General features: G+C 66.6%; 29 protein-coding genes and 1 tRNA gene. 9 read left to right on the plus strand and 21 right to left on the minus strand.

Going from position 1 to position 24,705, the window contains the following annotated elements:
- Positions 1-201 precede the first annotated feature (201 nt).
- The 5 genes from ACAG24_RS09765 to ACAG24_RS09785 all read right to left on the minus strand — a co-directional run bounded on the left by ACAG24_RS09765 (position 202) and on the right by ACAG24_RS09785 (position 3,689).
- Complete coding sequence (locus ACAG24_RS09765) at positions 202-366, minus strand: hypothetical protein (RefSeq protein WP_370472030.1); 165 nt, start codon at positions 364-366, stop codon at positions 202-204.
- A 2-nt stretch (positions 367-368) separates the two neighbouring features.
- Positions 369-1,553 (minus strand): phage major capsid protein, encoded by a 1,185-nt coding sequence (locus tag ACAG24_RS09770; RefSeq protein ID WP_370472029.1) that lies wholly within the window; start codon positions 1,551-1,553, stop codon positions 369-371.
- A gap of 614 nt (positions 1,554-2,167) precedes the next feature.
- Positions 2,168-2,644 carry a helix-turn-helix domain-containing protein gene (locus tag ACAG24_RS09775; protein ID WP_374150770.1) on the minus strand — a complete coding sequence of 159 codons (477 nt, stop codon included), beginning with the start codon at positions 2,642-2,644 and terminating at the stop codon, positions 2,168-2,170.
- On the minus strand, positions 2,628-2,816 hold the full coding sequence (locus ACAG24_RS09780) for a hypothetical protein (RefSeq protein ID WP_370472028.1): 189 nt from the start codon (positions 2,814-2,816) through the stop codon (positions 2,628-2,630). The genes ACAG24_RS09775 and ACAG24_RS09780 overlap by 17 nt, the downstream gene beginning before the upstream one ends.
- A gap of 696 nt (positions 2,817-3,512) precedes the next feature.
- Positions 3,513-3,689, minus strand: a complete 177-nt coding sequence (locus tag ACAG24_RS09785) for a helix-turn-helix transcriptional regulator (RefSeq protein ID WP_370472027.1) — start codon at positions 3,687-3,689, stop codon at positions 3,513-3,515.
- A 139-nt stretch (positions 3,690-3,828) separates the two neighbouring features.
- On the opposite strand from ACAG24_RS09785, the gene ACAG24_RS09790 reads away from it, so the two are divergent.
- On the plus strand, positions 3,829-5,103 hold the full coding sequence (locus ACAG24_RS09790; RefSeq protein WP_370472026.1) for a tyrosine-type recombinase/integrase: 1,275 nt from the start codon (positions 3,829-3,831) through the stop codon (positions 5,101-5,103).
- Between the two features lie 20 nt (positions 5,104-5,123).
- On the opposite strand, the gene ACAG24_RS09795 is transcribed toward ACAG24_RS09790, so the two are convergent.
- Positions 5,124-5,206, minus strand: a tRNA-Tyr gene (locus ACAG24_RS09795).
- Between the two features lie 144 nt (positions 5,207-5,350).
- Between ACAG24_RS09795 and ACAG24_RS09800 the strand changes: the two genes are divergently transcribed.
- The gene (locus ACAG24_RS09800) at positions 5,351-5,842 is read left to right on the plus strand and encodes a YajQ family cyclic di-GMP-binding protein (RefSeq protein ID WP_370472025.1); all 492 of its coding nucleotides are present in this window, start codon (positions 5,351-5,353) and stop codon (positions 5,840-5,842) included.
- 95 nt (positions 5,843-5,937) lie between these two features.
- Positions 5,938-6,963, plus strand: coding sequence for an NAD(P)H-dependent glycerol-3-phosphate dehydrogenase (locus ACAG24_RS09805; protein WP_370472024.1), 1,026 nt, complete (start codon positions 5,938-5,940; stop codon positions 6,961-6,963).
- Here ACAG24_RS09805 and ACAG24_RS09810 read toward each other — a convergent pair.
- The 5 genes from ACAG24_RS09810 to grcC1 all read right to left on the minus strand — a co-directional run bounded on the left by ACAG24_RS09810 (position 6,960) and on the right by grcC1 (position 11,703).
- A complete protein-coding gene (locus ACAG24_RS09810; protein ID WP_370472622.1) occupies positions 6,960-7,493 on the minus strand; it encodes a hypothetical protein in 534 nt (177 codons plus the stop codon). The genes ACAG24_RS09805 and ACAG24_RS09810 overlap by 4 nt on opposite strands.
- Before the next feature lie 36 nt (positions 7,494-7,529).
- Positions 7,530-7,991, minus strand: coding sequence for a hypothetical protein (locus tag ACAG24_RS09815; RefSeq protein ID WP_370472023.1), 462 nt, complete (start codon positions 7,989-7,991; stop codon positions 7,530-7,532).
- Between the two features lie 69 nt (positions 7,992-8,060).
- Positions 8,061-9,635 carry a family 16 glycosylhydrolase gene (locus ACAG24_RS09820; RefSeq protein ID WP_370472022.1) on the minus strand — a complete coding sequence of 525 codons (1,575 nt, stop codon included), beginning with the start codon at positions 9,633-9,635 and terminating at the stop codon, positions 8,061-8,063.
- Between the two features lie 103 nt (positions 9,636-9,738).
- Positions 9,739-10,617 carry a zinc metalloprotease HtpX gene (htpX, locus tag ACAG24_RS09825; protein ID WP_370472021.1) on the minus strand — a complete coding sequence of 293 codons (879 nt, stop codon included), beginning with the start codon at positions 10,615-10,617 and terminating at the stop codon, positions 9,739-9,741.
- 78 nt (positions 10,618-10,695) lie between these two features.
- Positions 10,696-11,703 (minus strand): nonaprenyl/(2E,6E)-farnesyl/geranylgeranyl diphosphat synthase, encoded by a 1,008-nt coding sequence (grcC1, locus tag ACAG24_RS09830; protein ID WP_370472020.1) that lies wholly within the window; start codon positions 11,701-11,703, stop codon positions 10,696-10,698.
- Between the two features lie 21 nt (positions 11,704-11,724).
- Between grcC1 and menJ the strand changes: the two genes are divergently transcribed.
- Positions 11,725-12,975 carry a menaquinone reductase MenJ gene (gene menJ, locus ACAG24_RS09835; RefSeq protein ID WP_370472019.1) on the plus strand — a complete coding sequence of 417 codons (1,251 nt, stop codon included), beginning with the start codon at positions 11,725-11,727 and terminating at the stop codon, positions 12,973-12,975.
- A 97-nt stretch (positions 12,976-13,072) separates the two neighbouring features.
- On the plus strand, positions 13,073-13,489 hold the full coding sequence (locus ACAG24_RS09840; RefSeq protein ID WP_370472018.1) for a GAF domain-containing protein: 417 nt from the start codon (positions 13,073-13,075) through the stop codon (positions 13,487-13,489).
- A gap of 83 nt (positions 13,490-13,572) precedes the next feature.
- Here the strand turns inward: ACAG24_RS09840 and ACAG24_RS09845 are convergent, their stop codons facing one another.
- Together ACAG24_RS09845 and ACAG24_RS09850 are read right to left on the minus strand one after the other, a co-directional pair.
- Positions 13,573-14,631 carry an alpha/beta hydrolase fold domain-containing protein gene (locus ACAG24_RS09845; protein WP_370472017.1) on the minus strand — a complete coding sequence of 353 codons (1,059 nt, stop codon included), beginning with the start codon at positions 14,629-14,631 and terminating at the stop codon, positions 13,573-13,575.
- A 119-nt stretch (positions 14,632-14,750) separates the two neighbouring features.
- Positions 14,751-15,437: a demethylmenaquinone methyltransferase gene (locus ACAG24_RS09850; protein WP_370472016.1), complete on the minus strand. Its 687-nt coding sequence runs from the start codon at positions 15,435-15,437 to the stop codon at positions 14,751-14,753.
- Between the two features lie 91 nt (positions 15,438-15,528).
- On the opposite strand from ACAG24_RS09850, the gene ACAG24_RS09855 reads away from it, so the two are divergent.
- A complete protein-coding gene (locus ACAG24_RS09855; protein WP_370472015.1) occupies positions 15,529-16,353 on the plus strand; it encodes an SDR family oxidoreductase in 825 nt (274 codons plus the stop codon).
- 23 nt (positions 16,354-16,376) lie between these two features.
- On the plus strand, positions 16,377-16,538 hold the full coding sequence (locus ACAG24_RS09860; RefSeq protein WP_370472014.1) for a hypothetical protein: 162 nt from the start codon (positions 16,377-16,379) through the stop codon (positions 16,536-16,538).
- Positions 16,539-16,541: 3 nt separating this feature from the next.
- On the opposite strand, the gene ACAG24_RS09865 is transcribed toward ACAG24_RS09860, so the two are convergent.
- Genes ACAG24_RS09865 through ACAG24_RS09875 form a run of 3 tightly spaced genes read right to left on the minus strand, consistent with a single transcriptional unit; the run spans position 16,542 to position 18,252 of the window.
- Complete coding sequence (locus tag ACAG24_RS09865) at positions 16,542-16,958, minus strand: hypothetical protein (protein ID WP_370472013.1); 417 nt, start codon at positions 16,956-16,958, stop codon at positions 16,542-16,544.
- Positions 16,949-17,083 (minus strand): hypothetical protein, encoded by a 135-nt coding sequence (locus tag ACAG24_RS09870; protein ID WP_370472012.1) that lies wholly within the window; start codon positions 17,081-17,083, stop codon positions 16,949-16,951. The genes ACAG24_RS09865 and ACAG24_RS09870 overlap by 10 nt, the downstream gene beginning before the upstream one ends.
- A gap of 41 nt (positions 17,084-17,124) precedes the next feature.
- The gene (locus ACAG24_RS09875) at positions 17,125-18,252 is read right to left on the minus strand and encodes a glycosyltransferase family 4 protein (RefSeq protein ID WP_370472011.1); all 1,128 of its coding nucleotides are present in this window, start codon (positions 18,250-18,252) and stop codon (positions 17,125-17,127) included.
- A gap of 134 nt (positions 18,253-18,386) precedes the next feature.
- On the opposite strand from ACAG24_RS09875, the gene ACAG24_RS09880 reads away from it, so the two are divergent.
- Entirely contained in the window at positions 18,387-19,073 is a 687-nt protein-coding gene (locus ACAG24_RS09880; protein WP_370472010.1) for a DsbA family protein, read from the plus strand.
- On the opposite strand, the gene ACAG24_RS09885 is transcribed toward ACAG24_RS09880, so the two are convergent.
- The 3 genes from ACAG24_RS09885 to ACAG24_RS09895 are packed head-to-tail and all read right to left on the minus strand — an operon-like array spanning position 19,051 to position 22,018.
- Entirely contained in the window at positions 19,051-19,599 is a 549-nt protein-coding gene (locus ACAG24_RS09885) for a DUF3592 domain-containing protein (protein WP_370472009.1), read from the minus strand. The two genes, ACAG24_RS09880 and ACAG24_RS09885, sit on opposite strands and share 23 nt — an antisense overlap.
- Entirely contained in the window at positions 19,596-21,233 is a 1,638-nt protein-coding gene (menD, locus tag ACAG24_RS09890) for a 2-succinyl-5-enolpyruvyl-6-hydroxy-3-cyclohexene-1-carboxylic-acid synthase (protein WP_370472008.1), read from the minus strand. The genes ACAG24_RS09885 and menD overlap by 4 nt, the downstream gene beginning before the upstream one ends.
- 2 nt (positions 21,234-21,235) lie before the next feature.
- The gene (locus tag ACAG24_RS09895; protein ID WP_370472007.1) at positions 21,236-22,018 is read right to left on the minus strand and encodes an alpha/beta fold hydrolase; all 783 of its coding nucleotides are present in this window, start codon (positions 22,016-22,018) and stop codon (positions 21,236-21,238) included.
- A 114-nt stretch (positions 22,019-22,132) separates the two neighbouring features.
- On the opposite strand from ACAG24_RS09895, the gene ACAG24_RS09900 reads away from it, so the two are divergent.
- On the plus strand, positions 22,133-22,993 hold the full coding sequence (locus tag ACAG24_RS09900) for a PDDEXK-like endonuclease domain-containing protein (protein WP_370472006.1): 861 nt from the start codon (positions 22,133-22,135) through the stop codon (positions 22,991-22,993).
- Here the strand turns inward: ACAG24_RS09900 and ACAG24_RS09905 are convergent.
- Together ACAG24_RS09905 and ACAG24_RS09910 are read right to left on the minus strand one after the other, a co-directional pair.
- Entirely contained in the window at positions 22,983-23,723 is a 741-nt protein-coding gene (locus ACAG24_RS09905) for a DJ-1/PfpI family protein (protein ID WP_370472005.1), read from the minus strand. The two genes, ACAG24_RS09900 and ACAG24_RS09905, sit on opposite strands and share 11 nt — an antisense overlap.
- Before the next feature lie 18 nt (positions 23,724-23,741).
- The gene (locus ACAG24_RS09910) at positions 23,742-24,704 is read right to left on the minus strand and encodes a GlxA family transcriptional regulator (RefSeq protein WP_370472004.1); all 963 of its coding nucleotides are present in this window, start codon (positions 24,702-24,704) and stop codon (positions 23,742-23,744) included.
- Position 24,705 lies beyond the last annotated feature (1 nt).

The following is a 24,705-nucleotide window of genomic DNA, read 5'->3' on the forward strand; positions in this document are numbered from 1 at the left end:
GGTGCCGCACCCCTCGGTCACGTTTTGGCACTTCGTCGACCGAGGGGCGCCCCTGTGAGGGGCATCCCGCGCAGATAGCGGACCTTAAAGGAGATCGAAAGAGGTCCGCTGGGCGCAGCGGGTGCGGCGGGAGGTCGAGACGGGGGCAGAAAGGTAAATCCCCCAGCCCGACAGGCTTATTGCTGGATGTGGACGGCGCCGCTAATGACTAATGATTGCCGGCTGGACGTAAATCAGGCCCATGCCATAGTCGACCGCACGCAGGACACGGTGCTGGACAAGGTCCAGCACCTGCGCCACGCTGAGGCCGAGGCGGTCTGCGCATTCTTCGATCGGCACAAATCCGCCGTCGTCGTCGGGGTCCACGACTACGCAGTGAGGTCAGCTATTGCAAACGAGGCGGGATGCAGGTGACCGAGGCCCACGCGCATTTCGGCACGCATCTTCGCAGCGTTAGTGTCGAACAAGGTGCCTGACACATCCACGTCAATGCGAAGATCCTCGCGCACATACAGCCGAATTGCGTTCCAGTCAGCAACAATCGCCTGACCCGCCGGAACCGACGGGCTAATTACGCGGTTGATCATCGCGCTGTCACCGAGGACGTTGCCCGATGCCGCAGTGCCGTTCTGGAACCCGTCGAGCAGGAACCCGACGCCGCCGGCGCCTTCCTTGAGCAGGTCGAGATCCTCTGCGTCCGAAGGGTTCAGGCAGATGGCGTTGGGACGAACCCCGATATTCTGAAGGGCGGTAATGGACTTGCGCAGTGTCGTCGGGACATCGGTAGCAAAGGCGACCTGTGTGGTGCCAGAGACGTTCAGAACGCCGGTCAGGTTCTCCCCTGTGCCGGAGCCGTTAATTACCTGGGACTCCAATGCCGCAAGCACTCCCTCAGCCATTTCGACCTCGAGGAATTGGATTACGTCGGCGTAGTCCTGCACGTAGCGAACCGGGTAGGACTCCGAAAGGTGAGCGATAACTCGGGCACGATCAGCGACCGGGGTCAAAGTAAACACTGAAGTCGGCTTCGTCGCGAGGTCAGCGACCGGGGCCGCGTTGTTGCCGCGCAAAGTCTGGCGTAGATATTCAAAATTTGAATAATCCAGGGTCATCCGGTTGACCAGCAGGTCGATCAGCCGCTCAGGACGCGACTTGGGGGTGACAGCGGGGCTGACAAGTGCTGGGGCGTTGATCGAGCCGGACACGACGCCACGGTTTTCGCCAACGCCGAGCGCGGCTAGCGATGTCGCAGCACGGGCAGCCCACGATGTGCGGTCCATGCCGCCACCATCGGCAACGTAGGCGGCGCGGGCACTGGCAGCGGCGACGAATTCCGCGAGGGGATCACCGTAGCCGGCGCGACGCATCTCGTCTTTGTGGTCTGCGATCTGTGCGTCGAGATCCTTGACCTTCGCAGTGAGCTTGGCGAACGTCGCCGTCTCTGCGTTGGTCAGCTTCGCGCGGGACTCGCGCTGCACCTTATCGGTGATGGCCTTACGGGCCGTAACTGCGTTGGCGCGCAGTTCCTGTAACTGCTTAAGTCGATCAAGCATTAATAGCTTCTCATTTCACGAAGTGCGGTAATGGATTTCGCCCCGGGGTCCGTGCCGGACCGCGCCAGGGCCGGTGCGTCGTGTCGGTGCCGGACAGGCGACGCAGGGTGTTTTTCCAACCCCTATAACGGGGGCTGTGGACGCGAAACCCGCCCCGGTGGTGTGGTGACACCAGCGGGGCGAGTTCAACGCTCTAGGGGGCTGTCTCCGGTGTCGTGCGCCGTGCCGGCGCTCCGAGAGGGGAAACAGCGGATGCGCGAGACATTGCTCGCGCGTATTCCAGTCGAACGACATAGGTCGTCGACAAGGTTCTGTAGGTCACCTTGCGGCCACGCCAGAAGCGCGGCCAGGAGGTCAGTGTTGCTGTTGTCGTCGTTCATGATGAAGGGCCGTCCCGCCCCCGGGATCGCGTGGGAGAGGGGGTCGCGGGGTGACCGGGACGGGACGGAAGATGTAGGGCGCAAAGATGATTTCGCGCGTTGTCACCTCAGGCGGAACCCACGGCAGGGGTCTGAGGAAGTGTCTGGTGTCTGGGCGGGGCGGAGCCCCTGCCCCTTTGTCCTTCATCCCATTGGGTTGGGGGAGTCAGAGAGGCGCGTGGGTTCCGCCAACCGTCAGAACGGCGGGGCGATGGTGCAGAAGCTCATGTGCCTATCGTCGGGGAGACCGCATTCAGCACAAGGGTGGTCTGCGGACCCCCAGCCCTGTTCTTTCTCTGATGGGGGTGCACCGGTGCCACCCTGTGATCCTGGGGAAACGGGCACGGATGCACTGCTGCGATTCTTCGACAGGGGTGCATCAGTGCCCCGCTGTGGGAACCGCCAGATAGTTGCGCCGGCGTTGTTTCGGCCCTGCTTCACCATGACGATGAGCCCTTGATCCTTGGCCCACATCAGTGCACGTTTGACAGTGTCGGCACTGCAACGGCACGCCGCCGCCAGCCTGTCGTTTCCAGGGTGCGCGTTCGTACCATCGGCGCGGGCGTAATCGAGGAGGGTGACCAGTACCCGGTAGTAGTTGGGCTGCATCTGCACGCCGTGCAGACTCTTGAGATAGGCGAACTTGCTGAACTGATTACGGGCGCTTGGCATTTCCGCCGCCGCCCTGCCCCGAAGGCGTCATTGTCCGCAGCGCGTCGATGAGGGCGCCCACCTCGGTGGGGCGCAGCCTCAGGCGGGCTGTGCCCTGGATGACCGTCACGCCACCGTCGTGCTGGCGGTGTGAAACGAAGATCGGGGTACCGCCTCCGAGGTCGATTTTCATGAGTTGACCTCGCCGAGGGCGGCGCCGTACACCATTAGGTCGCGCCCGATTCGCTCGGCGAATTCGGGCGACAAGGGCACCATGAGCGCGGCGTCCCCACTTTGCGCGCCGTTAAGACGTAGGCCCAGAATGGGTCCGTCGTCACTGTCGCTGACAAAAAGGTCCGCCGATATTGGATTAAATGTTTTCATGAAGCCTTCTTGAGTGTGAACCCGTGGGCACCCGGTGAATAGTCACCCGCGCCCCACGGTGTGCCGGCGGGCATTTCGCGGATTAGGATCGCTAAACGGTCGAATTGGCCCAACGGTAGCCACACCAGGTTGTCGAGCGCGACGTTTAGGGGTCTACCGTCGCGATGTTTTACCCAACGCGGACCATGTGGTTTCGGCGCTTCGTCTGCGACTAGTTCATCGACTGGAAACGCCACACTATCGACAAAGACGTAGGGGTGCCCACCGAGTAGGAAGGGCCGCAAGACGTACGTGCCGTGTCGGATACGACCATCGGCACTGTACTGATAGCCGGAGCATTTCTTATTCAGTCGCGGGCATTTAGTGCAATGCCCGCGCAAGCGGGGAATTTCGCGCCAGACAATTGGTCTCGCCATCGCCTACCCTAACCGTACCATTTCAGCGGGCGGATTTGAGGATTTACGCTGTGCAATTGATTCACGGGGCATTTTGTCGTTGAGAATCGTCACGCGCCAAACTGCGCGTTGATCCACGCTTCAACGTCTGCGCGTCGAAACATCCGCCGTCGGCCAATTTTGGCCGACAGCGGACCGAGTTCGGTGCCGGTGGCAATCCACCAGCGGACCGTCGCCTCGGGCCGCGACACCAGTTGGGCGGTTTCTTTGATGTTGATGAGATCCATGTGCTACTTCCGTCGATTGCTGGTTGCAGCCGGGACGTTAACTCCGGAGGGCTTTTTCACGTAACAAGCAAACGTTCCCACTTTTGACACTGTGACGTTTCCGACAAACCCAACGGATTACTGCGGTACAGTCCGTCGCATGACTGGACGCAACCAACGCTCTGGCATCGACGACCGCTGGATGAAGCGCATCAAGCAGCCCGATGGCAGGACGGCGAACGAGAAGTCCTCCCTCTACGGCAAAGTGACGCGCTACCGGGTCCGGTGGGTAGACGACGCCGGCAAAGAGCACTCAAAGAGTTTCAAGCTGAAACGCGATGCGGAGGCGTTCGAGAAGCGGTTGACCGCCGACGTGGTGCGCGGCGACTACGTCGACCCCAGGAATGCAAAGGTGACGTTCGGCGTCGTCGCCGAACAGTGGTTCGAGTCCAAGTCTCATCGAAAGCCGAAGACGCTGGCCGGATACCGGAGCCTGCTGGACACGCTGATTCTGCCCCGCTGGGGCGACGTGGCGCTCAAAGCAATCGACTACAGCGCGTTCGCGACATGGATTGGCAGTCTCTCGGTGGACGGTTCACAGAAGGGCGGCGCCCTCTCGGCGAGCCGAATTCGTCAAACCCATCAGTGCATGGGCGCTGTCCTCAAGTTCGCGCAGCGGTCCGGTTTTGTGAACAAGAACGTGGCCGCAGAGATGGAGCGCAAGTTTGACCTGCCGACAGAGCACGCACGGGAGCAGCACGCGCTAACGCGTGAGCAGCTTCTCGGCCTCGTCTCGCACATGCGGCGCTATGCCACCGTCACCCTCATTCTGGGATGCGTCGGCATCCGCGCCGGAGAGGCGTTTGCCGTGCGGCGGATGAACGTCAGAGACAAGAAGATGGTTGTGACCGAGGCGTCCACAAACGTCACCGGGAAGGGTCTGGTGACCGACAGGACCAAAACGGGCAAGACGCGTGAGGTGGCCGTACCGGGGTGGGCGTGGGACATCCTGGTAGCGGAGCTACCCGCCGACAACAGGGCGTTGGTGTTCCCGAACCGAAACGGCACCGAAATGACGAACCACCAGTACCGGTATGAGTTCGACAAGGCGGTCGCGGCGATCCAAGCCGAGACGAATGCCCAGCGAGAGAAGGAGATCGCGGAGGCCGGCCAGGCTGTTACGCCCGAGTTCCCCACCATCAGCCCGCACGATCTGAGGCATACCTGTGCATCGCTGCTGATCTCTACCGGCGCGAACATCAAGGTTGTGCAGCGGCAGCTTGGGCACGCTACGGCAGCGATGACCCTGGACCAGTACGGACACCTCTACGACGCCGACCTGACCGCTGCTGCGGACGTTCTGAGCGAGGCCCTGCGATCTACTGCGGTATCACTGCGGTATCTCGATGGCAGAAAAATGGTCAGGGCCGGTTAGAAACCGGCCCTGACCTGCGGTGGCAGGTACAGGATTCGAACCTGTGTAGGCGTAAGCCGACGGATTTACAGTCCGCTCCCATTGGCCGCTCGGGCAACCTGCCTGGGTGCTACACGCGCTTGAGCGCGCACAGCAGGATATAACGAAGCCCTACCCCGACAACAAATCGCCAGGGTGGTTTGGCCCTCACGACGGCCTGCGACCAAGATGGACGCACGCACAACACCACGAGGGAGGGACGGGTCCAATGGCGGATTCATCGTTCGACGTCGTCAGCAAGGTCGATCGCCAGGAAGTCGACAACGCGCTCAACCAGGCCGCCAAGGAACTGTCGACCCGGTTCGACTTCCGCGGCACCGACACCACCATCGAATGGCAAGGCGAGGAAGGCATCATCCTGGTCTCCTCGACCGAGGAGCGCGTCAAGGCCGCCGTCGACGTCTTCAAGGAAAAGCTGATCCGTCGCGACATCTCGATGAAGGCGTTCGACGCAGGCGACCCACAGCCGTCCGGCAAGACCTACAAGGTGATCGGCAGCATCAAGCAGGGCATCAGCAGCGAGGACGCCAAGAAGGTCACCAAGATCATCCGCGACGAGGGCCCCAAGGGCGTCAAGGCGCAGATCCAGGGCGAGGAGATCCGCGTCAGCTCCAAGAAGCGCGACGATCTGCAGGCAGTGCAGGCGCTGTTGCGCGGCGCCGACCTCGACATCGCGCTGCAGTTCGTCAACTACCGCTAGTTCCGTAACGCTGCGGCGATTTTCGGGCGCCATTTCCGCCGTGGCGTTACGCAACTGCCAGCGCAGCTGAGCAAACCCGCCCTAGGGTGATCGGCATGGCACCTGCGCAACGCGAACCCAAAGTCGTTGTCCTCGGTGGCGGGTCGTGGGGAACCACGGTCGCCTCCATCTGCGCCAGGCGAGGTCCCACGCTGCAGTGGGTGCGTTCACAGGACACCGCCGACGACATCAACAAGAACCATCGCAACTCGAAGTACCTCGGCGAGGACGTGGAGCTCGCGCTGACGTTGCAGGCCACCACCGATTTCTCCGAGGCCGCCGAGTGCGCCGACGTGATCGTGATGGGCGTGCCCTCACACGGATTCCGGGCGGTGCTGACGGAGCTGGCCAAGGAGCTACGGCCGTGGGTGCCCGTGGTGTCTCTGGTCAAGGGTCTGGAGCAGGGCACGAACTACCGCATGAGCCAGATCGTCGAAGAGGTGCTGCCCGGGCACCCGGCGGGAATTCTGGCCGGCCCCAACATCGCCCGCGAGGTCGCCGACGGCTACGCCGCCGCCGCGGTACTCGCCATGCCCGATCGGCACCTGGCCGCCAACCTCGCAAGCCTGTTCCGCACCAAGCGTTTTCGTACCTACACCACCGACGATGTGGTCGGCGTGGAGATGGCGGGCGCGCTGAAGAACGTCTACGCGATCGCCGTCGGCATGGGCTTCGCACTGGGCATCGGCGAGAACACCCGCGCGATGGTGATGGCGCGCGCCGTCAACGAGATGTCCAAGCTCGGCGTCGCGATGGGCGGCAACCGCGACACCTTCGCGGGCCTGGCGGGCATGGGCGACCTGATCGTGACATGCACCTCGCAGCGCAGCCGCAACCGTCACGTCGGTGAACAACTCGGGCAGGGCAAGACCGTCGAGGAGATCATCGCGGCGATGAACCAGGTCGCCGAAGGCGTCAAGGCCGCCAGCGTCATCATGGAGTTCGCCGACGCGTACGGGATTTCGATGCCGATCGCGCGCGAGGTGGACGGCGTGGTCAACCACGGGTCGACCGTCGAGCAGGCCTACCGCGGTCTGATCGCCGAGCAGCCCGGGCACGAGGTGCACGGGGCCGGTTTCTAGTTGAAGTAGGGGTTGGTGCCCTCGGGCCGCGCCACGAGCGGGTTGACCTGATTGACGATCCACGTGGCGTCGGGGCTGACGACGAAGCCCGACTGGTTGACCGAGTCGACGCAGGCAGTGGTCGTGCCGTCACCGCCGCAGCTGACCGTGCCGAAGCTGATCCGTGTGTTCGGCGGCAGCTCGTTGACCGGTTCCGCGACAATCGGTCCGCCGACCGAACCAAAGCCCGGGACGACGCCGGATCGGCCGCTGACCAGGTTGGCTCCGTTCGGCGCTCCCGGAAGGACGCCGCTGCAGCCGTACGGGCCGGACCGCTGCACCATGCACGTCAGCCCCGCCGTGGTGAACGCGTACGAGGTGCCACTGTGCACCGCGAAGTTCTGCGGGTTGGCCAGCGCGTAGGCGTTCACGTTCGGGGGTGGCGGCGGCGGGGGCGGAGGCGCCGGCTGGGCCGCGGCCACGCCGGACGCGGTGAGAACACCGGCCGCGGCGACGCACACGGCAGCTACGACAGATCGGCTCGACACCATCACAGCCTAAGTGTCGTCACAGGGGCCGGCAGTGTTTCAGAACGCGTACGAGCCGGTCGGGCTGATGACGAACCCGGACTGGTTGAACGTGTTGATGCATGACGTCGCGAACCCGTCATTGCCGCAGCTCACCGTCTTGAAGCTGAGCCGGGTGTTGGGCGGCAGCGCCGGAGCATTGTCGACGATGCCGTACATCGGCTGCGCGGAGTTGGCGAAGCCGACACCCCCGCCTGCGTGCCCGGACACCATGTTGGCGCCGTTGGGCGCCGCGGGCAGCGGGCCGCTGCAGCCGTAGCTGCCGGATCCGCGATCCAGCACGCACGTGACGCCGTCGAGGGCACTGAACACGTACCAGTTGCCGTCGTTGGCGGAGTAGTCCTTCGGGTTCGCCAGCGCCATCGCGTTGACGTTGGGCGCCGGCTGCGCCGATGCGAGGCCGGACGCGCCGAGAACCGCTGCGCCCGAGGCGGCGACGAAGATCATCAATCTGCTCAGCACGGACCACACCCTAAAGCGACGGGGGGTGCGGCGCAGGTCCCGGCCCGAAAGTCTGACGGCGCCGTCAGCTCACGTGATCTGGCTCAGCGCGTACTGGCGCGCCCACGCCACAGCCATCTGCCCACCTCCGGCGAGGTTCGGCGGGTGCTTCTCCGATGCGTCGAGCTGCAGGGCCAGATGCATCGGGCCCGGCGGAAAATGCGACGTGTTCGTCGTCCGCCATACGGGCACGCTGTCGACGTAGATGGTGATCGCGGTGGGCGTCCAGCTGACCGCGTAGTTGTGCCACTCCGTGGCGTCGACCTTGGTCACGCCCGCTTCGGTGAGGTCGAGCGCCGAGTAGTGCAGGTGATGGGTCACGTGTTGACGCGTCGCGTCGGCGACCACCTCGACGAAGTCGATCTCCCCACCGACCGGCCAGTTCTCGGCGTCCGGCCAGAGCAACGCGACGGCGTGGTAGTCGACGGCGCCTTCGGGGACCCGCATCCGCACCTCCCATGCGCCGTACTTCTGACCACCGCCCCACGTCAGTCCGCCGGTGTTGCCGAAGGCGTCGCCCGTGATGACCATGACGCCGTCGACGAACGAAATCGCCCGCGGTGTGCGCCGCCCCCAGCCGTTGTGGCCAACCGAGTCGTAGACGACCCAGCCGTCCAGTGACGACGGCCCGCTGAACCGGGTCTCCCGCGGGGCGCCCCAGCCGTAGCGCCCCGCCGCCGTCGCGGCGCCCAGCTCGACCGTCGTCGTCGCTGTCGACCCGAATCCCGGGACGAAAAGCCCCATGAGTCCGTGGATACGCCAGCCGTTCACATCGGCGTCGTCGCTGACCGCGACGGAGAACAGGTCGCCGCCGTCGAACACCGAGCCGGCCGCGGGACGGTAGACGAACGAGCCGTCGTCGTCGATCGTGACCGTGGCACCGGCCGCCAGCGCCGTCGCCGAGAACGTCAGGACGTCACCGTCGGCGTCGTCGGCCAGGATCACGCCGGTGACGCTGCCGTCCGATCGGACCTCGACGTCGTCGGGTTCCTGGGAGACGGTCGGGGTCTGGTTGAAGAACGTCCGCTGGATCCAGGTGAAGAACGACGGGCTCTCGGTGTCGGTGGCGGCCCGGGCCAACGCCGCGAAGGTAGCTGGGGGCTCGGCACCGTCGTTACCGACCGTTTCTTCGTCGACGGGGGCGTCGGTGTCCTGCGTCGGCAGGTCCGCGGCGTCCTCGGTCGTCACCTGCGGTTCGGCGTCCTCGCTGCCGGAGGGTCTCGTCGTGTCCCGCTTGCGTGTCCGGCGGTCGTCCTCATCCGGAGCGGTGTCCAGTCCTTCCGCGGATGGAGCGTCCTCGGAGTCCTCATCGTGGTCGGACGTTGCCGGGCTGTCAGACGTTGCTGCGCCGTCGTCGTCATCGCGATCGGCGGCGCCGTCCTCCCCAGCAGACTTGCGCGATGCTCGTTCTGATTCGTCGGCGCTGCCATTAGCGGATGGCCCTGCTGCGTCGCCCGACTCAGATCCGGTGCCGGCGTCGGCGGACGCCTGCGCGGGAGCCCCGGCGAGGAAGAAGCAGGCCGTCGCGCCGCCGGTGAACGCCGCCGCGGCGGCAACCCGGGACAACGAAATGCTCTGAACCTGCGAGGAATTGCTCGGCGTCATGATCAGACACTAAGCGGCCTCTTCGTTTCGCGCGCAACCATCTCGCGCGACTGCACATGCCCGGTGAGCTGGATCTTTAGCCGATCCCGGCAACCGGATTTGCTCAGTCGTGGCCCGGGCCGCGGCCGGCCATGGCTTCCAGCCGCGCGATGCGGTCGGCCATCGGGGGGTGGGTGGCGAACAGCTTGCCGATCTTCTCGCCCGCCCGGAACGGGTTGGCGATCATCAGGTGCGCCTGGTCGGCCAGCTGGGGCTCGGGCGGCAGCGGCGCGCGCTCGACCCCCACGCTGATCTTGCGCAGCGCGCTGGCCAGAGCCAGCGGGTCACCGGTCAGCTCGGCGCCGGATTGGTCGGCCTGGTACTCGCGCGACCGCGACACCGCCAGCCGGATGACGGTCGCGGCGATCGGACCGAGAAGCGAAACCAGAAGAATTGCAAAGGGATTGGTGCCGCCCTCGCGGTTGCCGCCGAACATGCTCGCAAAGAACGCGAGGTTGGCCAGAGCGGTGATCACCGACGCCATCGCACCCGCCACACATGAGATGAGGATGTCCCGGTTGTAGACGTGGGACAACTCGTGGCCCAGCACCGCACGCAGTTCGCGCTCGTCGAGGATGCGCAGGATGCCGGTGGTGCAGCACACCGCCGCGTTGCGCGGGTTGCGTCCGGTCGCGAACGCGTTGGGGGCCGCGGTGTCGCTGATGTAGAGCCGCGGCATGGGCTGGCGTGCGGTCGTCGCGAGTTCGCGCACGATCCGGTACATGACCGGCGCCTGCATCTCGTTGACCGGCTGGGCGTGCATGGCGCGCAGCGCGAGCTTGTCGCTGTTGAAGTACACATAGGCGTTCATGCCGACGGCGAACAGCACCGCCAGGAACATGATGTTGCGCCCGAACAGCGCGCCCACACCGACGATGAGACCTGAGAACAGCACCAGCAACAGGAAGGTCTTCGCCCTGTTCGCGTGCGGATGCCAAGTCATGGTGGGTTCCTCCTCCGGAAACCTGCGTGGGTCGTCGCTAGGGCAACGACCGGGCGCGCCTCGTTGGTTCCGGAGCCGTCAGCCGTCGCGGTTGATCGTGTACTGAACCAGGCTGGCAAGCGCCTGCCGACCGGGCAGGTCGGGAAGCTCGGCGAGTTCGGCCTCGGCTTCTGCGGCGTAGGCGGCCACCGTCTCTTTGGCCTTCTTAATGCCATCCGATGCGCGCAGCAAGGTGAGCGCCTCGGCCAGATCGCCGTCGTCGGTGACGGGACCCTTGAGCAGTTCGCGCAGCCGGTCGGCGCCCGGGCCGGTTTCGCGCAGCGCGTAGAGCACCGGCAGCGTGTGCACGCCCTCGCGGAGGTCGGTACCGGGCACCTTCCCCGACTCGTCGGGGTCGCTGTCGATGTCGATGATGTCGTCGGAGATCTGGAACGCGGTGCCCACGATGCCGCCGAGACGGGCCAGCCGCTCGATCTGCGCGTCGTCGGCGCCCGAGAACGTCGCCCCGAACCGGCCCGATGCCGAGATCAGGCAGGCCGTCTTCTCATAGACGACCTTCAGGTAGTGGTCCACGGAGTCGACCTGATCGGCGGCGCCGCGCGTCTCCCGCATCTGACCGGTGACCAGAAGTGCGAACGTGTCGGCGATGATGCGCACCGCTTCGGGGCCGAGCCTGCTGACGAGGCGCGACGCCGTGGCGAACAGGTAGTCACCTGCCAGGATCGCGATGTTGTTTCCCCAGCGGGCGTTGGCGCTCGGGGCCCCGCGACGCACCTGCGCCTCGTCCATGACGTCGTCGTGGTAGAGCGTCGCCAGGTGCACCAGCTCGATGACCGCGCCGGCGACGGTGACCTGCCAGGCGTCGGGCTCGGGCCCCACCTGCGCGGCCAGCACCGTGAACAGGGGACGGAACCGCTTGCCGCCGGCCTGGAAGAGGTGGTGGACGGCCTCCGACATCAATACGTCGGCCTTGCCCAGCTCTTCGGACATCAACGCCTCGATACGGGCAACCCCATCGCGGACGTCCTGGGCGAATTGCGCATCGCCGAAGTCCACTCCCGCCACCACGTTCGCCGGTGTCCTCACACAGCCAACATACTGGGAAGCATGCACTCACCGGCGGGCGGAGCGATCCGGGGTTCGTCGAGCGCCGAGGTCGTCGTGGTCGGGGCGGGACCTGCGGGCTCGTCGGCCGCGGCATGGGCGGCGCGGGCCGGCCACGACGTATTGGTCATCGACTCGGCGCAGTTTCCCCGTGACAAGGCGTGCGGCGACGGGCTGACGCCGCGGGCGGTGTCGGAGCTGCGCCGCCTTGGGCTGGGTGAGTGGCTGGACGGCCGGGTCGCCCACCGGGGACTGAGGATGTCGGGGTTCGGCTCCGACGTCGAGGTGACGTGGCCGGGCCCGTCCTTCCCGTCGTTCAGCAGCGCCGTCCCCCGCACCGAGCTCGACGAGCGGATCCGGCTGGTCGCCGTCGACGACGGCGCGAAGATGAAGTTGGGTGTGAAAGCCGTTTCGGTGGAGAAGGATTCACGCGACCACGTGTCCGGGGTGGTCCTGGATTCCGGCGAGGTCGTGCGATGTTCGTCGCTGATCGTGGCCGACGGCGCACGCTCGACGCTGGGACGCGCGCTGGGGCGGGAATGGCACAAGGAGACGGTCTACGGTGTGGCGATTCGCGGTTACATCGCGACGCCACGGGCCAGCGAGCCGTGGATCACGTCGCACCTTGAGCTGCGGTCGCCCTCGGGTGAGGTGCTGCCCGGGTACGGCTGGATCTTCCCGCTGGGCAACGGCGAGGTGAACATCGGCGTCGGCGCCCTGGCCACGTCGAAGCGCCCTGCCGATGCGGGGCTGCGGCCGCTGATGAACTACTACACCGACCTGCGGCGCGCCGAATGGGACTTCTCCGGTGACCCGCGGGCGGGGCTGTCGGCGCTGCTGCCGATGGGTGGCGCCGCGTCGGGGGTGGCCGGCCCGAACTGGATGCTGATCGGCGACGCCGCGGCATGCGTGAACCCGCTCAACGGCGAGGGCATCGACTACGGGCTGGAGACGGGCCGGCTGGCGGTGTCGCTGCTGGGGTCCGGGGCGTACACCGATGCGTGGCCTTCGGTCCTGCATTCGCATTACGCGAAGGGGTTCTCGGTGGCTCGCCGCCTGGCGCTGCTGCTGACCTATCCGCGGTTCCTGCCGCTGACGGGACCTGTCGCGATGCGGTCGTCGACGTTGATGAAGATCGCCGTCCGGGTGATGGGGAACTTCGTCACCGACGAAGACGAGGATCTGGTCGCCCGGGTGTGGCGCGGCGCGGGCGCGCTGTCGCGACGGATCGACGAGCGCCGCCCCTTCACATGACGTTGGCGCTGCCCGGGTTCGCACCGCGAGCGCGCGTGTCTGCTCGGCGACACGCCGTCATTGGTGTTCATGTGCGCGCGCTCGCTGCGGAGCGAGCGTGACGTTCGTGTACCGGGCGCCTCTGCGCTCCCGCTGCGACGATGTCGACCAGCAATTGACTCTGCGCCGTGCATTCGCGTTGGGCCTGTGTGGTTTCGGCGATCGCGGCCATGGCTCGCAGTTGGCTCGTCGGGTAGAGCGGTTCGCCGAAGTGCCCGAAGGATCGTTCGTCTGGGCGCGCGATGCAGAGGGGCTGTACCGGTTGGGTCGCATCAGCGGGCCCTATTCTTACGATGCCGACGGCGACAGCGTCGACCTCGTCCACGTCCGCCCGTGCCGATGGCAGCAGCAACCCTTCGTCGAATCCGCCTGCCCTGCAGCGGTTGTCGCGACATTCGGCAGGGGTGGGCGCAACTTTCAGCAGATCCACGACGAGCGTGTGGCCGAGCAGACGTCGCGGCTGTGGGACGGTTGACACGTTGGGCGGCCGTGAGCGCGCACGAAATGCCGGAAAACGCGGCGTGTTGCTGGGCAGACGCGCGCGCTCGCGGTGCCGACTCAGCCGAGCGACGTGGCGAAACCGCTGACGTCGCGCATGCTGGCGGCGAACACGTCCGGTAGAGCGTGGCCGAACAGCAGGTCTCCGCCATGGCACGTCCCCGCGACGATGCGGCCGACCGCGGGCACCCCGGCACGCAGCAGCCTGCGGTAGTACTGCAGCCCCTCGTCACGCAGCGGATCGAGCTCGTTCACTGAAATCACGTGTGGCGGAAGCCCTCTCAATTCTTCATCGGTGGCCATCGATGCCCAGCACGTAGCGTCGTGCGCATGCGTCCCGTCGGGGTCGTACAGCGATCCGAGCAGTGCGAGCTGTTCGCAGCTGACAAAGTATCCGTCGTTCTCCTTCAGCGACGGCAGGTCCTCGCAATCCTCCAGCCATCGGTTCGAGATGTAGGGGCACTGCGCGTAGAAGCCGGCGATCTCGCCGATCCACCCCTCGCGTTTCGCCTTGTGCGCCAACGTCAGAGTGAGGTTTCCGCCACCGGATTCGCCAGAGACGACGATGTGGCTGATGCCGAGTTCGGCTCGATGTGCGCTGACCCAGCGGGCCGCCGCAGCGCAGTCATCGAGACCGGCCGGAAACGGATGCGGGCCCAATTTGCCACCGCTGTTGCGGAATTCGACGCCGACGACGACAACACCGTTCACCGCGAGATGCTCGCGCAATTTGACATACGCGAGATCCCCGGCACTCGCGATCGCCATACCACCGCCGTGCAGGTGCACGACGCCGGGCATCGCAGCCTGCCCGCCGTCGGGTCGGCTGATGTAGACGGTGATGTCGTTGCCGTCCGGGCCGGGGACCATTGACGTGGTGGTGGCGACTCCCTCCGGCGACGGGAGCTCGGCGGCGAGCACGTCGAAGATCGCACCCATTCCCTGCTCGCTCATCGCGGCGTAGGCATACCGCTCGTCGAGGGGCGAGTCGACGGACAGGCCGCTCGGGGGCAGCCGTCCCTCGAGGCCGAAGCGGGCGAACGCCGCGACCATCCGCGGGTCCGACCGGGGATCGGTGCCGAGCGTGGCGTCGGGATCGGCGTGGCGTCCAAGCAGCATGACGTGACGCTAACGCCGTTGCGCGGGCGAGATGGTCGCTTTCGCGAGCCGCGAGCGCGCACCAAATGCCAGAGTTTGCGGCGCGTCGCCGGGCAGACACGCGCGCTCGCGGTGCGGGCTCAGGGTTTGGTCGCGGCGTGCAGCGCCACGATGCCGCCGGACAGGTTGCGCCAACGCACGTTCGACCAGCCGGCCGCCTCGATCCGTCGGGCCAGATCGGCCTGATCGGGCCATGCCCGGATCGACTCCGCCAGATACACGTACGCGTCAGGGTTCGACGACACAGCCGACGCCATCCGTGGCAGCGCCCGCATCAGATACTCCTTGTAGACCGTGGCGAACGGCCCGAACGTCGGCGTCGAGAACTCGCACACCACCAGCCGCCCACCCGGCCGGGTCACCCGCGCCATCTCGCGCAAGCCCGCCGAGTGGTCGACGACGTTACGCAGACCGAAACTGATCGTCACCGCATCGAAGGACTCGTCGGCAAACGGCAGCCGGGTCGCGTCCCCGGCCACCTTGGGCACGTTGCGGGCCGCGCCTGCGGCCAGCATGCCCACGGAGAAGTCAGCCGCCACACACCAGGCCCCCGAGGTCGCCAGCTCCACGGTGGACACCGCCGTGCCGGCCGCGAGGTCGAGCACGTTGTCCGCCGGGCTCAGCCGCAGCGCCTCCCGGGTAGCGCGCCGCCAGAACCGGTCCTGTCCCAGCGACAACACCGTGTTGGTGAGGTCGTATCGGCGGGCGACCCCGTCGAACATGGACGCCACTTCATGGGGATCCTTCTCCAGCGACGCACGGTTCACGCTGCCGAACGTATCAGGCAGGAAGCTGCGAGTCGGCTGTGCGCTCGGTGTGATCGGGAATCAAAAACCGGACAGGAGGCATTAACCGGGCATGACCGAAAAAGTTTGGTTCATCACCGGTACATCACGCGGCTTCGGTCGCGAGTGGACGATCGCGGCGCTGGAGCGCGGCGACAAGGTCGCCGCCACCGCACGTGACGTGGCCACACTCGACGACCTCGTCGGCAAGTTCGGCGACGCACTGTTGCCGCTGCGACTCGACGTCACCGATCGCGACGCCGACTTCGCGGCGGTTCGACAAGCCCACGACCACTTCGGACGCCTCGACATCGTCGTGAACAACGCGGGTTACGGGCAGTTCGGAATGCTCGAAGAGCTCTCCGAGGAGCAAGCGCGCGCCCAGATCGAGACGAACGTCTTCGGCGCGTTGTGGATCACGCAGGCAGCGCTGCCGTACCTGCGCGCCCAGCGCAGCGGGCACATCATCCAGGTGTCGTCGATCGGCGGGATCGTTGCGTTCCCCAACCTGAGCATGTATCACGCATCCAAGTGGGCTCTGGAAGGTTTGTCGCAGTCGCTGGCCCAGGAGGTCGCCGACTTCGGCATCCACGTCACGCTGATCGAGCCGGGCGGGTTCTCCACGGACTGGGCGGGACCGTCGTCCAAGCACACCACACAACTGTCCGCCTACGACGAGCTGCGGGAGAAGAACGAGAAGTGGCGTGCCGAAAGGATGGCGAAGCCGGGTGATCCCCAGGCCTCGGCGCGGGCGATCATGAAGGTGATCGACGCGCCCGAACCTCCGCTACGGGTGTTCTTCGGCGACGGACCGCTGCAGCTGGCCAAGGCCGATTACGATGGCCGACTGGCCAATTGGGAGAAGTGGCAGCCGGTCGCGTCGGAAGCCCAGGGCTGACGGTGGCCCGTGGCGATCACCCCATGCGCACCCCGTTCTACGGGGTGCTGCTGTCGGCCGCCGCGTTTCTGTCCTGCTGGGCGGCCGCCGTCATCACCGTGACGTGGCTCGCCGCAGTTGTCTACGTCGTCGCCGCTATCGCCGCCGGAGTCGGGCTCGTGATGACGCTGCGGGATTACGGCTAGTTTTCAGGCGCCGGCATTCTCGGTGATGCTGTGCCACAGTGCATCCCGCTCCCCTGGAGTCAAAGTCGGCGAGAAGTCGACAACAAGTGACCCGATCTGTTCCAGTGCGTGGTCGGCCGCGAATCGCTGGGCATCTCCGGTGGTCGCGAACGACATGATGCGAAATCTGTCGGTGGTGATCGCCTGATCGCACGGTGCGCTGACGCAGTCGGCGCTCGTGGTGTCGATCGGCTGCAGCAGATCCAGCCCGTCCCGTTCGAGGCGTTCGACGACCGCGGCGGCCGTGCCGGTGACGTACCCCGCGGTCGGGCCGTGTGTTGCCGTCTCGTGCTCCGGCGCCGCTGTCGAGGAACAGCCGCAAGAGAACACCGCGCCGACCGATACGACGCTGACGAATCTCCGAAACCGATTCAAGTCCACCGCGCGCCTCCACCGATGCCCGACGCGACCGAACAGACGACGCCTCGCTCGGGACGGTCGGCCTGCGCCGACGCAACGCTGTGCATTCTCATCGATGCCGTCATACCCACGACAGTTGCGCCCATGCACCGACCGTGAAAGTCGGCCCGCGCGACGGAGTGCCCGGTCAGGCGGCCTTCACGCCTCGGGTTCCGAGCACCTCTTCGTAATGGCCGATCAGCTCGTCGCAGATGACCGGCCACGTCCGGCCGAGCACACTCTTGCGTGCCGCCTGCGAGTAGCGGCGCCGTTCGGCGACCAAGTGGTCGACGGAATCCGGGAGCCTGTCTTCGAACTCCGGAACCGGCAGGAGTAATCCGGTGCGGTAGGGCGCGACCAGATCGCGCGGCCCGCCCGCATCCGGGGCGATGACCGGTAACCCGGACGCCATGGCCTCCTGAACGGCCTGGCAGAAGGTCTCGTGCTCACCGGCATGCACGAACACATCCATGCTGGCGTACGCGGCGGCCAGCGCCTCGCCGTACAGCGCACCGGTGAAAACCGCTCGCGGGAAATCGGATTCGAGCTTGTCGCGGTCGACGCCGTCGCCGACGATGACCAGCTGAAGGTCATCGCGGGCATGCAGTGGGGCGAGACGCTCGACGTGCTTCTCGGGGGCCAGCCTGCCGACGAACCCGACGATCGGCTTGCCGTCAGGTGACCAGGCCCGCCGCAGCCGATCGTCGCGCGCCGACGGCGCGAAGCCCGTCACATCGACCCCGCGGCCCCATTTGTGCACCCGCGGGATGCGATGCGCGACAAGATCTTCCATTGCCGCAGTGGAGGGTGCCAGGGTCCTGTCGGCCTTGCTGTGCAGACGCCGGGTCCAGGCCCACGATGCCCGCGACAGCGCGCCGATGCCGTAGCTCTGCGCGAATCCGGCGACATCGGTCTGGAACACCGCTACCGTCGGGACACCGAGATGACGCGCGGCGTGCACACCGCCCCACCCGAGCAGCGCCGGGGAGGCCAGGTGGATCACATCGGGGTCGAATCCGCGCAGCACACCGACCATCCGCGGGCGCGGAACTCCCAGCGGAAGCGACGTGACCTTCGGAAACATCATCGACGGCACCCGGTGAATCCGGACTCCGTCGTGCAGTTTGTCGGCGGGCGCCTCTCCCCGAGGGGTGTCGGGGGCGATGACGATGACTTCGTGACCCGAACGACCCAGATGCTCGATGACCCGAAGCACCGAGTTGGTGACACCGTTGACATTCGGGAGGAACGATTCTGCGACGATTGCAACGCGCACACCGCGACAGTGACATCACCACCTGTCCCGAAGGTTGCGCACAGGGATATGTCACACGAATTACGGGTGCGCCGCGACCTGCAGGTCACCGCGAAAAGCGTGCCTGGCGCCGGCATCGAAGCAAGGATGGGTCCATGCGTCTGATACGCCCGATGATCGTGATCTCGGCGCTCGTGCTGCTCGTACCCGCCGCCGGATGCTCTCGGCAGGTCACCGGTGTGCCCCTGACATCGTCGGAGACGGCGCCCCTGGCCGTGTCCGAGGACGGGTTCGGCATCGTCGTCGGGTACGACGGCGCACCCGCCAAGATCGAGATCTTCACCGAACCCCAGTGCAGCCACTGCGCGGACCTGCAGAGAGACTTCGGAGACCAGCTGGCCTACAACATCACAGTGGGCACCCTGCAGGTCACCTACCGCCCACTGATCTTCCTCGACGACGAGGACGACGGGTATTCGGCGATCGTCGCCAACGCCCTGTTCGTGGCCACCGAGGCGGTGGACAACTCGGCGGCGACAGGCACACAATTCCAGCGTTTCGTCGAGGAGCTGTGGTTCAACCAGGATCCCGGCGGGGAGCCGTTCTCCGGTGACGAGCTGCGCGACATGGCCAGCAGGGCGGGCCTGCCCGATCTCGTGGCCGACAACGTCGCCGACGACAAACAGGGCGTCGACGTGCTCGACATGGAAGACACCAATTTCGGTCTTCTCTACGACGTCGACCCGATCGACACCGGCACCCCCACCGTGTTCGATATGAACGCCGGAGAGAAGCTCGACATCTTCGACGAGAACTGGCTCAGCGACCTTCTGCAGCCGTGACCGATTCGGCCTTCCGGCGGTCTCCGCGCCGTTCGAGCACTGCGGTGCCCGCCAGCGCGACACCCGCGACCAGCCACCCGACGACCGCGATCGATCCCGCAGGCACGATCGCCAACGCCGCATTACGGTGCTGCACGCGAACCAGATCCGGGTTGTTGGTGTCGTATTCGACGTAGATGCGCATGCCGTCTTCGAGTTCCGACGGGTAGAGCACCCCGAGTTCGGGGCGATAGGTGACCCGGTCGGGGGTGACGAATTCGATGGTGGAGCGTCGCTGGCCGGCGTCGAGCACGGTGGCCTCCGCGACACCGAGGTGGCGTTTGATCTGCTGATCGTTGCGCCACGCCCCGACCACCAGGAGCACCGACTGCAACGTCACCAGACAGGCCGCGACGACAATGCCGATCCGGATCCGCCGAAACACCTTGGCGCGCAGTGCCTCCCCCGGCTCCCCGTAGAGGTGCGGCACGATGACCGGTTTTGCCCTGTGCCACAGCGCTTTGAGGCGCTGCGGTAGCTCCGTCACAACTCCGCCTTGATCGACGCATGCAGCGCGCGCAACGACGACCTGTCCGCCTTGACCTCGAGCACCCGCATGCCGTCGAAGTCCTCGTCGAGAGCCTCGGCCAGCTGGCCGGTCTCGATCTGGCGGCTTTCCACGTGGTAGGCGCGGCACAGCGCACCCACGTCGACGTCGTGCGGGGTACCGAAGATGCGCGACGACACGTCGGAGAAGCGCGGGTCCCCCTGCTCCAGCAGTTCGAAGATTCCGCCGCCGTTGTCGTTGGAGACGACGATCGTCAGCTTGCTCGGCGTCGGCTCGGTCGGGCCGACCAGCAGTCCCGAGCTGTCGTGCACAAAGGTCAGGTCGCCGATCAGCGCGACGGTGCGCCCGCCGGTGGCGCGCTCGTGCGCGAGCGCCGCACCGATCGCGGTCGACACCGTGCCGTCGATGCCGGCCACCCCTCGGTTGGAGCGGACCTTGACGCCTTCGGTGTTGAAGCCGACCAGCGCGATGTCGCGGACCGGGTTCGACGCCCCGAGCACCAGCTGGTCGCCGGAGCGCACCGAGTCGGCGACGGCCGCGGCGACGTGCAGGCCCGTCGTCAGAGGGTGGGAGCGCAGCTGTCCACGGACCGCGTCGACCGCCCGTCGGTTCGCGTCGGCGCAGCGGCTCAACCATTCCTGGGACGGCTCGCCCCCGAGAACGGCGCGGGTACCCGTCGCCAACGAGTTGCCCGAGACATCCGGCCAGCGCGGACCGGTGGTCAGCGCAAAGACCGGAACAGCGGCATCGGCGAGCAGCGCGGAGACCGAGCGGTGCAGCGTGGGACGGCCGAGCATGATGACCTGCTTGGGCCGAAGAATCCTGAGCGCCAAGGGATGTAGGGGCGTCTGTGCATACGGCGCCGTCGGTTCGGCGACGGTCGGCAGGTGTGCCAGATTCGGATGGACGCCCGCGCCGTGTCCGGCGATGACCACCGTGTCCGGGCTCAGATCGATGTCGAGCGGTTGATCGAACGTCACCGGCGGGGTGTAGGTCCACGGCTTTCCGTCGGGACGACCGTCGGGAGCGTAGGGCCTGCCCGGCTCCGCGACGTCGGGGACCAGCGGCTCCCGCAGCGGGATGTCGAACTGCACCGGGCCCGCGTTTGCCGAGCGAGAACCGATCGCGGCGGCCAACACTCGGCACGTCGCCGACCGCCACTGCGCATTCGACGACTCTGACTCGGCATTCTCCTCGGCCAGCCCGACGCTGATCATCGCGCGCACCTGCGTACCGAAGTAGCCGAGCTGTTCGAAAGTCTGGTTCGCGCCGGTGCCGAGCAGTTCGTAGGGCCGGTTCGCCGACAGCACGATCAGCGGCACTCGGGCGTAGTTGGCCTCGACGACGGCGGGCCCGAGGTTGGCGACAGCGGTTCCCGACGTCATCGCCACGCACACCGGGGCGCGTTCGGCGACGGCGAGCCCGATGGCCAGGAAGCCGGCGGTGCGCTCGTCGATACGGACGTGCAGCCGCAGCCTGCCCGCGCGGTCGGCGTCGTGCAGCGCGAAGGCCAGCGGGGCGTTGCGCGACCCAGGGCACAGAACGACGTCTCGGACGCCGCCGCGGACAAGTTCGTCCACGACCACGCGGGCCTGCGCCGTCGAGGGATTCACCATTACAGGGTATCGGCGAAGAAATTGAGGATCGCGGTGTTGACGACCTCTGGCTTTTCGATGAAGCCGAGGTGACCGGTGTCGGGGATCTCCAGGAACCGCCCGTTGGGCAGCGCGTTGGCGACCTCGCGGCCGAGGTGCGACGGCAGCACGACGTCGTCGGCGAAGCCGATCACCAGCGACGGGATCGTCACGTTCTGGTAGGCGGCCAGCCTGTTCTCCAGCGGCGCGATGGTGAGGTGGGTGCGGATGCCCGGTGTCGGCTTCTGCGGCCACATCGTGAACATGTCGATCCAGTCGCGCACCGTGTTGTCGTCGTTCAGAGTTTTCGGCGAAAAGCTCTCCAAGAGACGAACTTTCGCGTCGAACTCGGCAGGCAGCGAGACCCCGGCGTCGGCGAGCGCGCGTTCGCCCTTCCAGAAGAAGTCCCTGGTGCGGTCGTGGCGGCCGCGGGTGGCCATCAGCACCGCCGAGCGCACCAGTTCGGGGCGCGCGACCATCAGCTCCTGGGCGATGTAGGAGCCCATGGAGATACCGACCACCCGCACCGGGGCAAGGCCCAGCTGCTCGATCAGCGCGGCGGTGTCGCCGACCATCGTCTCGGTGGTGAAGCCCTCGGCGTTCTCGGTGGCGCCGATCCCCCGGTTGTCGAACGTCACACATCGGTAACCGGCCCGGGCGAAGACCGGTACCTGGTGTAGATGCCAGGTGCGCCCGGCCCCGCCGCGACCTGCGATGAAGAGCACCGGGTCGCCGGTCCCGCGGTCATCGAATGCCAAATTCACCCCGACGACGCTACTTCACGGGGATTTCGGCGTGATTCTCGCCGCTGAGCGACGATTTTCACGCCGAAATCGCGCGGTACGGAACCGGCAGACCGCCCGCAGCGTCCGAAGAACATGTTGGACGCATATCTGAAGCGCCACGACGGCGTCATCACGCTCGCCCAAGCGCGTGCTGCCGGGCTGAGCCACTCGGCAGTTCGGCGCCGTCTCCAGTCAGGCCATTGGGTCCGGAGATTTCAGGGGGTCTACTTCGCCGACGACCGGCCGTACACCGACGCCGCACGCATACGCGCCGCGGTCTGGAGTTATGGGCCATACGGCGCGGCGAGTGGCCTGTCGGCAGCGTGGTGGCATGGATTGACGCAGTTCGCCCCCGACACGGTAGAGGTGACGATCCCGCGAGGCAGCAACGGCCGACGTCGCCCCGGGTGTAAACCGCGGCGACGAGACATCCCGAGCGCAGACATCGTCGAGATCAGAGGGATGCGAGTGACCAATCTTCCGTTGACCGTCGTCGAGGCGGCAGCCAGGTACGGCGGAGGCGCAAAGCTGATGGATGCCGCTCTGCAGAGAAGGGTTGTCGAACTGCGCGCGCTGTGGCGAATCCACCTGCAGCACAAGGGAAGGTATGGTTCCCCGAGAGCCAGGAGACTGCTCCAAGCTTCCGATGACGGGGCCCAGTCCGTAGCTGAGCGACTTCTACACGCTCTGTTGCGCGAGGCCCGTATCGATGGCTGGAAAGCCAACTATCGAGTCGGTGGCTATCGCGTCGACGTGGGTTTCCCTGTGCAGAAGGTGGCGATCGAGGTCGACGGGTTCGCGTTCCACAGCGGCGCCGACGAGTTCCAGATCGACCGCACGCGACAGAACGACATCGTCATGTTGCGCTGGAAGGTGCTGCGCTTCACGTGGCTCGACCTCACCGAGCATCCCGAACGGGTTGTAGCCCTGATCCGTGCGGCGATTACGGCGTGATTTTCGCCGCTGAGCGACGATTACCACGCCGAATTCGCTTGAGGGCGGCGTCCCAGAGCAGGCCGGTCGAGGCGGCCAGCGTGGTGGGGCTGGCCATCTCCTTGCCCATCAGCGCGGTGGCGAGAGCTTTGGTGCTCGCCGACGCCTTCGACATGTGCCCGGAATCGAACGGCGGCTGCGGGTCGTACTCCATCGACAGCTGAATGGCCTTGGCCTTGGCTTCCCCGCCGATGCGACCCGCCAGCCACAGCCCCAGGTCGATGCCCGCCGACACCCCGGCCGCGGTCACGGTCTTGCCGTCGGCCTCAACGATGCGCTGATCGCCCACCGGCTGCGCGCCGAGGGTCTTGAGCACCGGCAGCGCCGCCCAGTGCGACGTCGCACGCTTGCCGTCCAGCACCCCCGCGGCGGCGAGGATCACCGAGCCCGAGCACACCGACGTCGTCCATGTCGCCGTCTGGTGTGCCCGGCGCACCCAGTCGAGGACCAACTCATCGCGGGCGTGCTCCATGGTGGCGAACCCGCCAGGGATCAGAATCAGGTCGGGCGCGGGGGTTTCGTCGAACGAGTGCGTGGCCCCGACGAGCAGCACGTGCGAATCCGCGGCGATCGGGCCGGGTTCGTGCCACACGAACCGCACCTCGGTGTCGGGCAGCCAGCGCAGGCTCTCATACGGTCCGATGAAGTCGAGCGCGGTGAAACCCGGGTAGAGCATGATGGCGACCTGCATGGTGAATCTCCTTCGGTGTCAGGCGAATGTCTTGCGGTATTGGTCGGGCGAGACCCCGAGCCGGCGAACGAAGTTGCGGCGCAACGTCTCTGCCGAGCCGAACCCGCAGCGCGCGGCGATCACCGTAACGGTGTCGTCGGTCTCCTCCAGCTGACGGCGGGCCGCTTCGGTGCGGACGCGCTCGACGTAGGCGCCGGGAGCTTCCCCGACCTCGTCGGTGAAGACGCGCGTGAAATGACGGGGGCTCATCGCAGCGCGGCGCGCCAGCTCGGGAATGCTGTGCCCACGACCGGGTTCGGACTCGATGGCCTCCTGGACGTCGCGGATCGGGGTGCGCCGGGCACGCGGCATCCACACCGGCGCCGCGAACTGGGTCTGCCCGCCGGGTCTGCGCAGATACAGCACGAGGTAGCGGGCGACGGTCTGCGCTACCTCCGTGCCGTGATCGTCCTCGACGAGCGCGAGCGCGAGGTCGATACCGGCGGTGACGCCAGCGGCGGTCCACACCTTGTCCGAACTGCGGAGGAAGATCGGGTCGGGATCGAAGGTGACCAAGGGGAATTCGGCGGCAATCTGCTCGGCGTAGGCCCAGTGCGTGGTGGCCACGCACCCATCGAGCAGTCCCGCCTGCGCTGCCAGCACCGCACCACTGCACACACTGACCACTCGCCGGGCGCTCGGGGCGACGGCTTTGATCCAGTCGATCAGCGCATCGTCTTTGCGGGCCTGTTCGGTGCCGAAACCGCCGGGCAGCACGACGGTGTCGATCTCGTCGCCGGGATCGGGCAGTGGCTCGGCGGCGAAGGTCAGCCCGGTCCCCGTGCCGACGGGCTGCCCGCCGACCGAGACGACACGGACGGCGTATCCGTCGACGTCGCGGCCGGACAGGAACAGCGACGCACCGGTGAACACCTCGAACGGTCCGACCATGTCGAGGGCCTGCACGCCCGCGAAGCCGGCGATGAGCACCGTGCGCACCATG

It is taken from the genome of Mycobacterium bulgaricum (assembly GCF_041287165.2).
GTDB lineage: Bacteria > Actinomycetota > Actinomycetes > Mycobacteriales > Mycobacteriaceae > Mycobacterium > Mycobacterium bulgaricum.